Source organism: Pseudomonas caspiana (assembly GCF_002158995.1).
Taxonomy (GTDB): domain Bacteria; phylum Pseudomonadota; class Gammaproteobacteria; order Pseudomonadales; family Pseudomonadaceae; genus Aquipseudomonas; species Aquipseudomonas caspiana.
Map to the genome: position 1 here is coordinate 1 of NZ_LOHF01000027.1, position 14,387 is coordinate 14,387.

The window sequence follows — 14,387 nt, forward strand, 5'->3', positions numbered from 1 at the left end:
GGCCGCGATGGCGGTGTATCAGGGAGACCGCCATCGCGGCCTCGCGTTACTCGTGCGCTCCTACAGGGAGGGATTTAAACCAACGTTTATGTGTTACGTCACTACCCGATAGCAAGGCTCATACGCCGCGCCGCCGGGCAGCTTCATGCGGTGCTGTTCAACGAAAGCATGCAGCAGGCGATCAAGAGGCTCCATGATTTCGTTGTCGCCGTGGATTTCATAAGGGCCGTGTTGTTCGATCAGACGAATGCCTTTGTCTTTGACGTTACCGGCGACAATCCCCGAGAACGCACGACGCAGATTGGCCGCTAGCTGATGCGGCGGCAGCGAGCGGCTCAACTGCAAGGAGGCCATGTTTTCGTGGGTCGGATCAAACGGATGCTGGAAGCCTTCGTCGATTTTCAACAGCCAGTTGAAGTGGAACGCGTCATTGCGGTCGCGGCGGAACTGTTTGACGGTCTTGAGCCCGGCAGTCATTTCTCTGGCCACTTCAGCCGGGTCATCGATGATGATCTGGTAGTGCTTGTAAGCCGATTCGCCCAGAGTCGCGCCAACAAAGGCGTGCAGTTGTTCCAGGTACGGCGCTGCGCTTTTCGGACCGGTCAGCACCACCGGGAAAGGCAGTTCGCGGTTGTCCGGGTGCATGAGGATGCCTAGCAGATAAAGGAACTCTTCTGCAGTGCCGGCGCCCCCCGGAAAAATGATGATGCCGTGGCCAACGCGCACGAACGCTTCAAGACGCTTCTCGATATCGGGCAGGATGACCAGCTCGTTGACAATCGGGTTAGGCGCCTCTGCAGCGATGATGCCCGGTTCAGTCAGGCCCAGATAACGGCCTGCGTTGATCCGCTGCTTGGCATGAGCGATGGTCGCGCCTTTCATCGGGCCTTTCATCACCCCGGGACCGCAACCGGTGCAGATGTCCAGGCTACGCAGGCCAAGTTCGTGGCCAACCTTCTTGGTGTATTTGTACTCTTCGGTATTGATCGAATGACCGCCCCAGCAAACCACCATCTTCGGTTCCAGACCCGGGCGCAGCGTGCGAGCGTTGCGCAGCAGGTGAAACACGTAATCGGTGATGCCTTGGGAGCTTTCGAGGTCAATGCGCTGACTGTCCAGCTCACTCTCGGTGTAGACGATGTCGCGCAGGGCGCTGAACAGCATTTCACGGGTGCTGGCGATCATTTCGCCGTCGACGAATGCATCGGCCGGGGCATTGAGGAGTTCCAGGCGGACGCCACGGTCCTGTTGGTGAATACGGACTTCAAAGCTCTCGTAGGCTTCAAGAATGGTCTTGGCGTTATCGACATGTGCGCCGGTGTTGAGGATGGCCAGGGCGCACTGGCGGAAGAGGGTATAAATGCTGCCTGAACCCGCGGCACTGAGTTGCTGTACTTCCCGTTGGGACAGTGTTTCGAGGCTGCCTTTCGGGCTGACCGAGGCGTTGATTACTTGTCTTGTGGGCATTCTGAATTCCCTTGAAGAAATGCCGCTGAGCCAATCGGACCCAGGCGCATCTGAATAGTGAGGCCCTGTACGGCCATGCATGAAGGAGGCGGCCGGACGGGCAAGTGTCATGTGCGATAGCGTGGGACAAAAGCCAACACCACGATTGAAGCGGGCCGACAAAACCGGTTGACTCGATATCCTCCTTGTCTGGGTTGCTGCTCTAAATTGGAAGCGCGGCTGACTGCGCGCGACGTGAGCAGGCGTAGCCATTCAACCGGTGATTCAATTGAGCGTCAACTGCTTACAAGTGAATGGGTTACAGCGCGCATCCGGTATTCGATCAAACTTTGCTGGCGGCCTTTGCTGTGCGTCGCGGTTTGGTTGCACCGGTTCCCGCTGGTTTACGCTTGGCGGTCTTGCGTTTGCCCTTCCAGGGCTGCTTGCCTCCGACGGGGCTGGCGGAGGCGCTAATGACCATGCGCATGCCCATACAACGGGTAATCTGCTTGCTCATCCAGGTAGCCTGTTTGGCGACAAACTCTTCAAGGCTCATTTCGCCAGCCTGAACCATATCAAGTGCCTGCTCCCAAATGGCCGTGGTGCCAGGGTCGGCGATAGCGCGGGGCACCGCATCGATAAGGCTGAATGCTGCCGGGGTCGCGGCCAGGGCTTTACCGTTTTTGGTCAGGTAGCCGCGATCCAGCAGGCCCTGGATGATCCCGGCCCGTGTGGCTTCGGTGCCGATGCCGGTGGTGTCCTTGAGTTTCTGTTTGAGCAGCGGATCCTCCACCAGCCGGGCGACGTTTTTCATCGCCTTGATCAGGTCGCCCTCGGTGAACGGCTTGGGTGGCTGCGTCCAGAGGTCTTTGAGGGTGACGTTGCCAACCGGGTAATCAAAACCCTCAGACAACCTGGGCAGTGCTTGTGGCGCAGGTGCCTCACGGCCCTTTGCCGGTGCCAACGCCTCAGGGAGCGCACGTTTCCAGCCCGGCTCGACGATCAGTTTGCCAGTAGCGCGAAGCTTTTCGCCGCCACAGTCGAAATCGGCCTGAGTACGATCGTATTCATGATTGGGCAGAAATTGCGCAAGGTAGCGGGCTCGAATCAAGGTAAACACGGCGCGGTATTTGCCCGTCAGTTGATCGAGGGACTTGCCCGCGCCCGTGGGGATAATGCCGTGGTGAGCACTGACCTTGGCATCGTTCCACGCTCTTGAGCGTCGGGTCGGATCAAGATGTTTGAGCAGATCGTGAAGCGTCGGATCTGTACGGCCCAGCGCAGCAATGATCGTCGGCGCATCGCTATGCTGGCTGATGGGCAGATAACCGCAGTCGCTGCGCGGGTAGGTGATGACCTTATGGGTTTCATACAGCGATTGGGCTACGTCCAGGGTTTCCTGAGCACCCAGACCAAGCTTTTTCGAACAGATTTCCTGCAGAGTGCCCAGATCGAAAGGCAGCGGTGCGGCTTCGCGAACTCGTTCGGTCCGTAGTTTGAGCAGCTTTGCGCTGGCCGCGTTGCGCATGGCCTCAGCGGCTTGCTGCGCAATCGTCTGGTCAAGGCATCGATCCTGGTCGTCGCACACATCCGCTGCGGCGCGCCACTGGGCAGTGAAAGGCTGGTCGGCATGGAGCAGTTGCACATCGATGGCCCAGAACGGGACAGGAACAAAGTTGGCAATACTGCCATCCCGATCTACCACCAGCCTCAGGGTCGGGGTTTGCACGCGGCCGACTGGCAAAACGCCCTGATAGCCTGATTGTCGGCCCAACAGGGTGAACAGGCGGCTCATGTTCATGCCAATCAGCCAATCCGCCCGCGAGCGACCCAAAGCCGAGTGATAGAGGCTAAAGGTTTCGGCCCCGGGCTTCAGCGCATTCAAGGCTTTGCGGATCGATGCGTCATCCAGTGCCGAAAGCCAAAGACGCTGGATCGGCCCACGATAACGGCAGTGGTCTACCAGCTCACGGGCAATCATTTCACCCTCGCGGTCGGCATCGGTGGCGATGATCAACTCAGATGCTTCACCCAGCAGGCGCTTGACTGCTTTGAACTGGCTGGCGGTACGCGGCTTGACCAGCATCTTCCACTTTTCCGGGACGATGGGCAGGTCATCCAGCACCCAGCGTTTGTAGCGGGCGTCATAGCTGTCGGGCGGCGCGGTTTCCAGCAGATGGCCGATGCACCAGGTAACCGTAGCATTTGGACCCACCCAGCAGCCGTCTCCACGACGACTCGCGCCCAATACAGCGGCGATATCTTTGGCCTGGGAGGGTTTTTCGCACAGAAACAGCCGCATGGTTACCATCGTTCTTACAGGTTTTGATGAGGGCACAGCATGAGCAGTGAGGGCGTTTTCGGCAAGGTTTATCTGTATGGATATACAGATAAACTTTGTGGGAAGGTGCCGCTGTAATCGGGTTTCATTTGGTAGGACCGACTTTCGCCGGGGCAGGGCCGGTACATTCGCCGCCTATTCATGGTCAGAAAAAATTCCTCCCGGCTAAAGCCAGTCCCAAGCGTCCGGATTCAGTCGCTGCAGCGCCGAACCTTGCACCAACCGCTCTGGCACCGCTATTTTGTCCCGACGCCAACTAGAGAAAACCAATTCAAGGAAGTTCGATGAGCTGGATGTTTCTATTATTCGCCGGTGCCTGCGAAATCATCTACGCAGCAGTAATGCCCCGCACCGACGGTTTCACCCGGCTACTGCCCAGTATTTTCTGCGGTTTTTTTATCTGCTTGAGCATGTACCTGCTTTCGCTTGCGACCCGCACCATCCCGGTGGGTACGGCCTATGCTGTGTGGGTTGGAATCGGCGCATTGGGCACGGCAATCTACGGCATGCTGGTGCTGGGTGAGGATCGCAGTGTGTTGCGAATTCTGTGTTTCCTGCTGATTCTGGCCGGCATTGTCGGATTGAAACTGGTGTCCTCACCTGTTAAATAAAAAGTACCGAAGGCTTTTGAGCTATACCCGATTAGAACAAAACATCTTAAACAGCGTCGAAAGCCCGACTAGTGTCCTGTCTCGGTTTGAAGGAGCCATTTATGTTTATCCGGTCGTTGACCCTCGCCACGTTGCTTGTCTCTGCAGGCCCTCTGCTTGCAGCTGACAGCGACAGCCCTCTGAATCAAGACCGCGGCAAGGCGCGCCCATTGATCGTTATCGCACCGAGCACTCTGGACCCGACGCTGGTCAACCTGCAAAAAGAGCTCAAGGAACCGGACAACCAGAAAGGCTTTGCAGAGCGTGACATGGTGCTTTACACGGTCGTTGCCATGATCGGCAAACGAAACGGTAAAGACCTTGATCCTCAGGCCACCATGGCGCTGATACGAGAGCTGAAACTGGGGGCGAGCAGGGGAACCAAAGTCGTTCTGGTGGGCAAGGACGGTGAGAAAAAGCTTGATCAGCTTGGCCCTATTGCTGTGAAAGACCTGTTTACCACGGTTGATCAATTACCCACCGAGGAAAAGGCTGCCACCGCCCCGGCGGCCGTTGCTCCTGTCCCGGAGGCCAAGCCCGGCGCAGAGAAGTCCGGCAAACCTGCGAAAGGTGCCCCTAAAACACTCGATGACTGAGTCGTGAAAGTCTGAGGCTGGCACGCCAGCCCACAACGACGAAACATCACTCAAAACGGTAGTATGTGCACGAGTCGAGGCCCAAGACCGAAGCGATGTCGGTTTCGGGCCTTTGCTTTGGGGTATTGAACTCGATTTGGGCGATGCAAGACCATGAAGACCGTTGCGATTGTTTTGTTTCCTGACTTCCTGCTGCTCGACATGGCCGGGCCGATGGAGGTCTTCTCTATCGCTAACCGCTATCTCGATCCCGCCAGGCACTATCAACTGACAACCGTCGGCACACAGGCGTCGGCCATTCGCGCCTCGAACGGAGTGACGGTCCATCCGGACGTGTGCGTTGAAAATGCTCCGACGTCTTTCGATTTAGTGCTGGTGCCGGGTGGTCCCGGATCCTATAACGACAGCCATCCGCCGTTGGTGGCGTGGCTTCAGCAGGCCGCGCAAGAATCGACCCTCTACGGTTCAATTTGCACGGGCGCCTTTTTGCTGGGCAGGGCCGGTTTGCTCGATGGTCACACGGTAACGACTCACTGGCATTACACCGAGCGCCTGATCAAGGGATTCCCGGCTGCGCAGGTCACCACTGATCAGATCTACATCAAGGATCGACGTCTGGTGACGTCCGGCGGCGTGACGGCGGGTATCGACCTGGCATTGGCGCTAGTGGCTGAGGATCACGGTAAGAAAGTCGCGCTGGACGTTGCCAAAGTGCTGTTGGTAGTAATGAAACGGCAGGGCGGTCAGGCGCAGTTCAGCCCGTTGGTGGCCACCGTTGCGACACAGGAAACGCCAATTACCCGGATACAGAACTACCTTATCGAGCACCTGGAAGAAGATTTCTCAATCGAGCGATTGGCTTCGATGGCGGCCATGAGCCCTCGGCATTTTGCCCGGGTGTTCAGTCGTGAGGTGAATATGACGCCAATGGAGTTCATCCAGAACGCCCGTCTGGACAGGGCGCGCAATCTGCTGGAAACCACCGTGCTGCCGCTCAAGACGGTTGCTCATCGCAGTGGTTTTGGCAGCGTGCGCTACATGCGCTCACTGTTCAGCGACAGGCTCGGCCTGACCCCGAGTCAGTATCGACAGCAGTTTGGGTGATGGGGACTGCTTCAATCCTCTGTGGGAGCGAGGCTTGCCCGCGATAAGGCTGGATGCGATAGACCTGATATCTGCGGTGCCCTCATCGCGGGCAAGCCTCGCTCCCCACAGGTTCTGGGTACGCTGCTCGACAGCGTCATATCAGCCCTGATTTGTCCTGATCATGCACCGTGATGGCCGTTGTGCTCCCCCTGAGAGGGTTGTTAGAAAACTGACGACTGCGAAGATGGACTCAAGGATATTTCGCAAGGTTTTATCGTCATGGACAACCCACTGCACGACGTCAACGACGTGGCTGATGCGCCTGTAACCGGTGGTCTTTCAAGCAGCCGCCTGGCGTTGGTCAAACAACTCATCACCGCTGACCTGAGCAAGAAAGTCTCTGTGCCTTTTCTGGCTCAGTCCTGCGATTTGACGCGCAGCCATTTCTCGCGCTCATTCAAGCGCAGTACCGGCATGTCGCCCCAAGACTGGATTCGCAACCAGCGCATCGAGCAAGCCAAGCAGTTGATCAAGCACTCGGACATGACTCTCACGCAGATCAGCGCCGAGTGCGGGTTTTGCGATCAGGCGCACTTCTCTCATATGTTCAGCAAAGCCGAAGGGACCAACCCTGCGCTTTGGCGGGGCCAGGAGCGCAGGTTGCGGGCGGTGAGCCCATCTCAAATCTCGCGTAACGCTCGCCACATATGGACTTTGGAGATAAATCCGGCTTCGGTCGCGACTGCCAATGGCTCCAGACCAAAGGATTCGAACCCGTTGTGCTCGTAAAGCCTGCGAGCTGAAGTATTGCTTTCACTGACGGTCAGTTGCACCAGCAACGCATGCGGTCGGCTGCGCGCGTAGCCCAGCGCAGCATAGATCAACGCCTGGCCGAGGCCTTTGCCTTGCTGCTCGGCGACGACATACATGCCAAAAAGCAAAACCTTGTGACGCGCCCTTTGGCGGTTGCTGAAGGTCAGCCCGACAGCACCGAGGACGGCATCGCCGTCAGTGACGCCAAACACCACTTGCGCCGCATCCTGTGCAGCATCAAGCCGGTTTTGCCACCACGACAAGGGCAGCGCTGCACGCTCTTCAGTGGAAGAAGTGAACGCCTCGGGATGCCGCGTATAGGCATCCAGCATCAAGTCTCGATAAGACGCTGCGTGTCGGCCTTGCAAACGCTCAATCCTGAGTGCGGACATGCTTTACACCCCCGCGATCAGATCAAGCTCGACGGTGGCGTTCTTCGGTAACTGGTAGACGCCAATCGAGGTGCGAGTATGTGCGCCCTTATCGCCCAGTACGAAGAACAACACTTCAGAAGCCGCATCGGCCACTTCGCTTTGTTGAGTGAAATCCGCAGCGCATTGCACGTACAGGTTCATGCGCAGCAGCCGTTTGATCTCGTCCAGCGAGCCCGTGCTGCGTTGCAACAAAGCCAGAGCGCGCATTGCGCATACCCTGGCCGCCAATTGCGCTTGAGTCAGCGTGGTCTCGGCACCCACCCGTCCGGTGACCACCACGGTGTCGCCAACCCGAGGGATTTGCCCGCTGATGTAAATTTCATCGTTGTGGCGGATCAGGGGCACATAATTGCCGCCAATCTTGATCTCACCATCAAAGCTATAACCAAGCTGTTCGGCAATCAGGTTGAAGCGTTGGTCTGCTGACATGTCGCGTCCCGTGGTGAAGATGAATCCAATGAGGAGGGTGCCTATATCGCCTCAAGAGAGCGACATTGGCAAGCGATCAGCTATGGATTCTCTGGTTGTTGCCTTCGTCGTGCATATCAGTCGCCCTGTACCGGCCAATGCCAAGTAGAATCACGCTCCTGACGGTTTTTGAGGTTTGTGGTGGTGGATGTACAGCAGGGCTTTATCCTGAGCCGACACTGGCGAGATACGCCGGAAGGTACGCAGGTGGAATTCTGGCTGGCGACCGATAACGGTCCCCGGCACATTCGCTTGCCTGTGCAACCGTCAGTGGCGTTCATTCCTGCCGAACAGCGTGCGCGTGCCGAAGCAGTGTTGCGCAGTGAATCCGGGGTCGAACTTCGTGAGTTGAGTCTGTGTGATTTCCGTCATCGTCCGGTGCTCGGGGTTTATTGCCAGCAGCATCGGCAACTGATGAACCTGGAAAAATCTCTGCGCAAAGGCGGAGTGGATGTCTATGAAGCAGACATTCGGCCGCCTGAACGCTACCTCATGGAACGCTTTATTACTGCCCCCGTGCAGTTCAGCGGTGTAGCCGACAGCAACGGCACGCTGTGCGAGGCGCAGATCCGCCCCACAGAGCATTACCGGCCGCAACTGCGCCTGGCGTCGCTGGATATCGAAACCACGGAAAAAGGCGAGTTGTATTCCATTGCGCTGGAAGGTTGCGGCCAGCGTCAGGTTTACATGCTCGGCCCCGCCAATGGTGATGACCGCGACGTCGACTTCGAACTCGAATACTGCGACACCCGCAAGTTGCTGCTGGAGCGCCTCAACCAATGGCTTGAACGTCACGACCCGGATGCAATCATCGGCTGGAACGTAGTGCAGTTCGACCTGCGGGTTTTGCACGAGCACGCGCAGAGATTGCAAGTGCCGTTACGTCTGGGTCGGGGTGGGGAGGCTATGGGTTGGCGCGAGCATGGATCGCGCAACAATCACTTTTTCGCTGATGCCAGCGGGCGTCTGATCATCGACGGTATCGAGGCGCTGCGCTCGGCGACCTGGAGCTTCCCGTCGTTCAGTCTGGAAAACGTTGCCCAGACCTTGCTGGGAGAAGGCAAGGCGATCAATACGCCTTACCAGCGCATGGACGAAATCAACCGCATGTTCGCCGAGGACAAGCCCGCTCTGGCGCGTTACAACCTCAAGGACTGCGAACTGGTGACGCGGATCTTCGCCAAGACCGAGTTGCTGACCTTTCTGCTGGAACGTGCCTCGGTCACAGGGTTACCTGCTGACCGCAGCGGCGGCTCAGTGGCTGCATTCTGTCACTTGTACATTCCGCTGATGCATCGACAGGGCTTTGTGGCGCCCAACCTTGGCGAGCGCATGCCGGAGGCCAGCCCCGGTGGCTTTGTGATGGATTCGCAGCCGGGACTGTATGAGTCGGTGTTGGTCCTGGACTACAAGAGCCTGTACCCGTCGATCATCCGCACTTTCCTGATTGACCCGGTGGGCTTGGTCGAGGGCTTGCGCCATCCCTCTGACGAAGATTCGGTACCGGGTTTTCGCGGCGGGCGATTTTCTCGGACCCGGCATTGCCTGCCCGCCATTGTCGAGCGGGTATGGCAGGGGCGTGAGACCGCCAAACGGGAGAACAACCAGCCGCTTTCCCAGGCATTGAAGATCATCATGAACGCCTTTTATGGCGTGCTCGGTTCCAGTGGCTGCCGGTTTTTCGATACGCGGCTCGCGTCATCGATCACTTTGCGCGGTCACGAGATCATGCGTCGTACCCGGCAGTTAATCGAAGCCCAGGGCTATACGGTGATCTACGGCGACACGGACTCCACCTTCGTCTGGCTCAAAAGCCTGCACAGCGAGGAGGACGCGACCCGGATTGGCCGCACGCTGGTGCAGCAGGTCAACCAATGGTGGAGCGAGCATTTGCTGCAGGAATATGGCCTGGACAGTGCGCTGGAACTGCAGTTCGAGACGCACTTTCGACGGTTCATGATGCCGACCATTCGCGGTGCTGAAGAGGGCAGCAAGAAACGTTATGCCGGCCTGGTCAGGCGTGCGGATGGCACTGATGAAATGGTTTACAAAGGTCTGGAAACGGTCCGAACCGATTGGTCGCCGCTGGCCAGGGAATTCCAGCAAGAGTTGTACGCGCGGATTTTCCATCGGCGGCCTTATCAGGATTATGTCCGCGACTATGTGCGTCGTACCGTGGCAGGCGAGCTGGATGACTTGCTTATCTATCGCAAGCGGCTGCGGCGTCGACTGGATGACTACGAGCGTAACGTGCCGCCTCACGTACGGGCGGCGCGCCTTGCCGACGAGCACAACGCAAGCCTGGGGCGCCCCAAGCAGTACCAGAATGGCGGCTGGATCAGTTATGTCATCAGCGTTGCCGGGCCGGAGCCTTTGGAAGTCAGGCACGCGCCGATCGATTACGACCATTACGTCACCCGCCAGCTACAACCCATCGCCGAGGCCATCCTGCCATTTGTGGATGATAACTTCAGTACGTTGATTGGCGGGCAGTTGGGGTTGTTTTAGATGTTTCCCATCTGGTTCTGGAGTGCTCCCACAGGTAATTGCAAGCATCAAACATTTCCGCGCCCAATCAATCGCTCCACCAATTCAGGCAACAAATCCTCGCACGACATTTCAATTTTCAGGTCCAGCAATTCATCCGCTCGGGTTTTGCCGATGTTGATGGCGATCAGCGGCTTGCCTTGCTCGCTTATTGCCTTGCACAAGCGGAATGCCGAGTAGGCCATCAGTGAAGAACCCACCACCAGCAGACCGTCAGCGTGGGTCACGTTGGTCAGCGCTTTTGCAGCGGTAGGCGGCGCGACGTTCTCGCCGAAAAACACCACGTCGGGCTTGAGACGCTGGCCGTCGCAATGCGGGCAATGAGGCACCTGAAAATGGGTTTCGAAGGCAGAATCGAGCAGGGTGTCGCCATCCGGTGCCTGCACTGCGTCGACGCCAGTCAGGTAGGGATTCTGCGCCTCCATCAATTGTTGAATCGCGGCGCGATCAAAGCGCTCGCCACAGTCCAGACAAAGTACCCGATGCAGACTACCGTGCAGCTCGACGACGTCAGTGCTGCCAGCCTGATCGTGGAGCGTATCGACGTTTTGGGTGATCAATCCGCCGATGTACTGCTGAGATTGCAGCGTCGCCAAAGCGCGATGCGCCGCATTGGGTTGAGCAATCCGCACGCGCGGCCAACCAAGCATTGCCCGTGCCCAATAGCGGCGCCGGGCCTGCGGTGAGCCGAGAAACTCCTGGAACATCATCGGCGCCTTGCCGCGTCTGACGCCTTCAGTATCCCGATAATCAGGAATACCTGAAGGTGTGCTGATGCCTGCTCCGGTCAGGACCACAAAACGTTTTTGCGCCATGAGCGTGAAGAGTGCTTCTACCGGGGCGATGGATGGGCGGTCCAGCATGATGCGATCTCCACGTGGCATGAATGCCATCTGACCAGACAGGTGATGGAATGGTGCCCGTCACGTTGGGCTCAAGGCCTGGACATGATCATCAAGCGAACCGCCATCAGGTTCAGCTTTCAGAGTAGGAGGCAACTTGTTGGCGAGGCGGTGTGTCAGGGACATTATCTCGCGAACACGTTCGCTCCTACCGTTGCAGCGCGATTCAGGTATGTCGTTTTCGAGGTGCTCAGTATGAAGAGCGAAGGCAAACAACGTCAGTACCACGCTCGGACGACGTGAAGAATTGCGGCGGCTTTGCCTTTGCCGGCTTGAAATGAGAGTCTCGCTGCCTTGGCGTTTGCAGAGTAGGCAATGATGAGTCGTTTTCCGTTCAAACAGGTTGATGTGTTCAGTAGTCAGGCCCTGAAGGGCAATCCGTTGGCGGTGGTGCTCGACGCCAACGAGATCAGCGACGCAACCATGGCTGCGTTCGCTCAATGGACCAACCTGAGCGAAACCACCTTCGTCCTCGCCCCAGAGCATCCGGACGCAGATTATCGATTGCGGATCTTCACCACCCAGCACGAACTGCCGTTCGCCGGACACCCGACCTTGGGCAGTTGTCATGCATGGCTGGAAAGCGGAGGGCAGCCCAAAGGTAAGGAAATCATTCAGGAGTGCGGCATCGGCCTCGTGCGAATTCGACGTCAGGGCAAGCAACTGGCGTTTACTGCGCCGGCATTGTTGCGTTCCGAGCCGGTCGAGGCGCAGTTGCTGGAGCGTATTCGCATCGGAATGGGCCTGGCTGACGGCGCGATTCTTGACGCTCGCTGGGTTGATAATGGTGCCGGATGGTTGGCGCTCAGGCTTGCCGATCGGGCCAGCGTACTGGCGTTGCAGCCCGATTATGCGCAGCTTGGCGGGCTGGTGATTGGCGTTTTTGCGCCTTGGGATCCGCGGGTTGACGGCCATGAAGCGCAATTCGAAGTCCGAGCCTTTATCCCCGGCGACGGTATGCCGGAAGACCCGGTAACCGGTAGCCTCAACGCGGGGATCGCGCAATGGTTACTGAGCGCCGGGCTTGCGCCGGACAGCTATGTGGTCAGCCAGGGCACAGCGCTGGGCCGGCAGGGGCGGGTTCATGTGCAACGCATTGACGACGACATCTGGATTGGCGGCGAGGCGGTGACTTGTATTGAGGGGGCGGTGGACTTGAAACAAGGCTGAAGCGCACATCCCGGTGGGGGCGATTTCATTCGCGAAGGGGCCGTTATGGCCGCAGCTCAGGTGCCGCCAGAAATAACGCCTTCCCGAATCAATTCGGTCCCACAGGGACAGCATTTCAAATTATCTGCCGGGATTAACTCAACGCCTCCCGCGTCCCGACACCATCCACCAACCTCATCAAACCCAGTGGATTGGCGTTTTTCAGCGCATCAGGTAGCAGCAAATCCGGGTAATTCTGGAAACAGATCGGGCGCAGAAAGCGGTTGATCGACAAGGTACCCACTGAAGTGCCGCGGGCGTCGGAGGTCGCCGGATACGGCCCCCCATGCACCATCGCATCGCTGACTTCAACGCCCGTGGGATAGCCGTTGATCAACAGCCGTCCAGCCTTGTGCTCCATCAGTGGCACCAGTTCAGCGAATGCCTCGAAATCTGCAGGTTCGGCAATCAAGGTCGCTGTCAGTTGACCCTGCAGGCTCAGTACCGCCTGTTTCAACTGTTCAGCGTCTTCGACGGTGACGGCCACCAGCATCGGCCCGAAAACCTCGTGCTGCAACAACGCATCGCCTTCGAGCAACAACGCCACATCGGCTTCATACAACTGCGGATAGGCCTGATTACCTTGCTGGACCTGACCGGCGCGATGATGCAGACCCGGATGGCTGGCGAGTCGTCCCAGGCCATCGGCGAAGTTGCACAGGCCGCCTGCGTTGAGCAGGGTATGTGGCGCGTGGGCGTTCAGCAGGTAGCCAAGCTTTTCGAGAAAGTGGCTGAACTGCGGCGAGCGTATACCGATGACCAGCCCTGGCTTGGTACAGAATTGGCCGCCCCCCTGAACCACGGAGGCGGCGAGTTCCGCGGCAATTTTTTCGGCGCGTGCATTGAGCGCTTCAGGCAAGACCAGAATCGGGTTGATGCTCGACATTTCGGCAAACACCGGGATGGGTTCCGGACGTGCAGCGGCCATGTCGCACAAGGCCCGGCCGCCACCCAGTGAGCCGGTGAAGCCGACGGCTTTGATTGCCGGGTGCTGGACCAGCCAGGCGCCGACGGTACCGCCATAAATCATGTTGAAAACGCCTGCGGGCATTCCCGTCTTTTCTGCGCCACGGATGATCGCCAGTGCTGCCCATTCAGCCGTCGCCATATGCCCAGGGTGAGCCTTGAACACGACTGGGCATCCCGCCGCCAGAGCCGCGGCGGTATCACCGCCCGCAGTGGAAAAGGCCAGCGGGAAATTACTGGCCCCGAATACCGCAACAGGCCCCAGACCGATATGGTATTGCCGCAAATCCGGGCGAGGTAGCGGTTGCCGATCCGGCAAGGCACGATCAATCCGCGCGCCGTAGAAATCGCCGCGACGCAACAGTTGGGCGAAAAGGCGCATCTGGCCGCTGGTGCGAGCACGCTCACCCTGGATACGGCCAGGTGGCAGGGCTGTTTCGCGGCAAACCATAGCGATGAACTCGTCGCCGAGGGCGTCAAGCTCATCGGCGATGGCGTCGAGAAAGGTTGCTCTTTGCTGTGCGGTGGTCGTGCGGTAGGCGTGGTAGGCACCGGACGCCGCGAGGGCTGCAGCGTCGACTTCATCGCGTGTTGCTTCCATGAAGGACAGCGGTAAGGCTTCGCCGGTGGTCGCGTCAAGGCTTTGCAAGCTGATCGAACCAGCCGCACTGCGCTTGCCGTTGATGAAGTTATGTCCGAGTAGAACTGTCATGAAGCCTCCGGCTTGATCGTAGGAGGGGCCGTAGACACGGATCAACGGCCCAGCAGGTTTTCAGCACTGCAAGGTAGTCGAAGATTGGCGATTGCGCCTGCTGATAAAGGTTTGCTGAACCGTTGGTTTTTTGGAAGCGCCCCGGTGTCCATGGAGCTACGCTTTCTCGAAGCAAACATTGGATCTGTAGGAGCGCACGAGCACCGCGAGGCCGCGA

Annotated in this window: 12 protein-coding genes; 6 read left to right on the forward strand and 6 right to left on the reverse strand. The window is 58.3% G+C overall.

The genetic code is table 11. The annotated features are described in order from the left end of the window. Positions 1-93: 93 nt before the first annotated feature. Both ppnN and AUC60_RS23605 read right to left on the reverse strand, forming a co-directional pair. Positions 94-1,467: a nucleotide 5'-monophosphate nucleosidase PpnN gene (gene ppnN / locus AUC60_RS23600; RefSeq protein ID WP_087273420.1), complete on the reverse strand. Its 1,374-nt coding sequence runs from the start codon at positions 1,465-1,467 to the stop codon at positions 94-96. A gap of 322 nt (positions 1,468-1,789) precedes the next feature. Beyond that, on the reverse strand, positions 1,790-3,748 hold the full coding sequence (locus AUC60_RS23605) for a DNA topoisomerase III (RefSeq protein WP_087273422.1): 1,959 nt from the start codon (positions 3,746-3,748) through the stop codon (positions 1,790-1,792). A gap of 323 nt (positions 3,749-4,071) precedes the next feature. Here AUC60_RS23605 and AUC60_RS23610 point away from each other — a divergent pair, with 323 nt between their 5' ends. The 4 genes from AUC60_RS23610 to AUC60_RS23625 all read left to right on the forward strand — a co-directional run bounded on the left by AUC60_RS23610 (position 4,072) and on the right by AUC60_RS23625 (position 6,908). After that, entirely contained in the window at positions 4,072-4,398 is a 327-nt protein-coding gene (locus AUC60_RS23610) for a DMT family transporter (RefSeq protein ID WP_087273423.1), read from the forward strand. Positions 4,399-4,499: 101 nt separating this feature from the next. Beyond that, the gene (locus tag AUC60_RS23615) at positions 4,500-5,033 is read left to right on the forward strand and encodes a DUF4174 domain-containing protein (protein WP_087273425.1); all 534 of its coding nucleotides are present in this window, start codon (positions 4,500-4,502) and stop codon (positions 5,031-5,033) included. A 153-nt stretch (positions 5,034-5,186) separates the two neighbouring features. Continuing rightward, complete coding sequence (locus AUC60_RS23620) at positions 5,187-6,137, forward strand: GlxA family transcriptional regulator (RefSeq protein WP_087273426.1); 951 nt, start codon at positions 5,187-5,189, stop codon at positions 6,135-6,137. 261 nt (positions 6,138-6,398) lie between these two features. Next, the gene (locus tag AUC60_RS23625; protein WP_087273428.1) at positions 6,399-6,908 is read left to right on the forward strand and encodes a helix-turn-helix domain-containing protein; all 510 of its coding nucleotides are present in this window, start codon (positions 6,399-6,401) and stop codon (positions 6,906-6,908) included. Here the strand turns inward: AUC60_RS23625 and AUC60_RS23630 are convergent. Together AUC60_RS23630 and AUC60_RS23635 are read right to left on the reverse strand one after the other, a co-directional pair. Then, complete coding sequence (locus tag AUC60_RS23630; protein ID WP_087273430.1) at positions 6,800-7,324, reverse strand: GNAT family N-acetyltransferase; 525 nt, start codon at positions 7,322-7,324, stop codon at positions 6,800-6,802. The two genes, AUC60_RS23625 and AUC60_RS23630, sit on opposite strands and share 109 nt — an antisense overlap. A gap of 3 nt (positions 7,325-7,327) precedes the next feature. Continuing rightward, the gene (locus tag AUC60_RS23635) at positions 7,328-7,795 is read right to left on the reverse strand and encodes a RidA family protein (RefSeq protein WP_087273432.1); all 468 of its coding nucleotides are present in this window, start codon (positions 7,793-7,795) and stop codon (positions 7,328-7,330) included. Between the two features lie 183 nt (positions 7,796-7,978). On the opposite strand from AUC60_RS23635, the gene AUC60_RS23640 reads away from it, so the two are divergent. Continuing rightward, positions 7,979-10,342: a DNA polymerase II gene (locus AUC60_RS23640; protein ID WP_087273549.1), complete on the forward strand. Its 2,364-nt coding sequence runs from the start codon at positions 7,979-7,981 to the stop codon at positions 10,340-10,342. 47 nt (positions 10,343-10,389) lie between these two features. Here AUC60_RS23640 and AUC60_RS23645 read toward each other — a convergent pair whose 3' ends face one another. Further along, positions 10,390-11,244: an NAD-dependent protein deacetylase gene (locus AUC60_RS23645; RefSeq protein ID WP_087273433.1), complete on the reverse strand. Its 855-nt coding sequence runs from the start codon at positions 11,242-11,244 to the stop codon at positions 10,390-10,392. Between the two features lie 357 nt (positions 11,245-11,601). Here AUC60_RS23645 and AUC60_RS23655 point away from each other — a divergent pair, with 357 nt between their 5' ends. Continuing rightward, the gene (locus AUC60_RS23655; protein ID WP_087273551.1) at positions 11,602-12,453 is read left to right on the forward strand and encodes a PhzF family phenazine biosynthesis protein; all 852 of its coding nucleotides are present in this window, start codon (positions 11,602-11,604) and stop codon (positions 12,451-12,453) included. A gap of 133 nt (positions 12,454-12,586) precedes the next feature. On the opposite strand, the gene AUC60_RS23660 is transcribed toward AUC60_RS23655, so the two are convergent. Continuing rightward, a complete protein-coding gene (locus tag AUC60_RS23660; protein WP_087273435.1) occupies positions 12,587-14,170 on the reverse strand; it encodes an aldehyde dehydrogenase (NADP(+)) in 1,584 nt (527 codons plus the stop codon). Positions 14,171-14,387 lie beyond the last annotated feature (217 nt).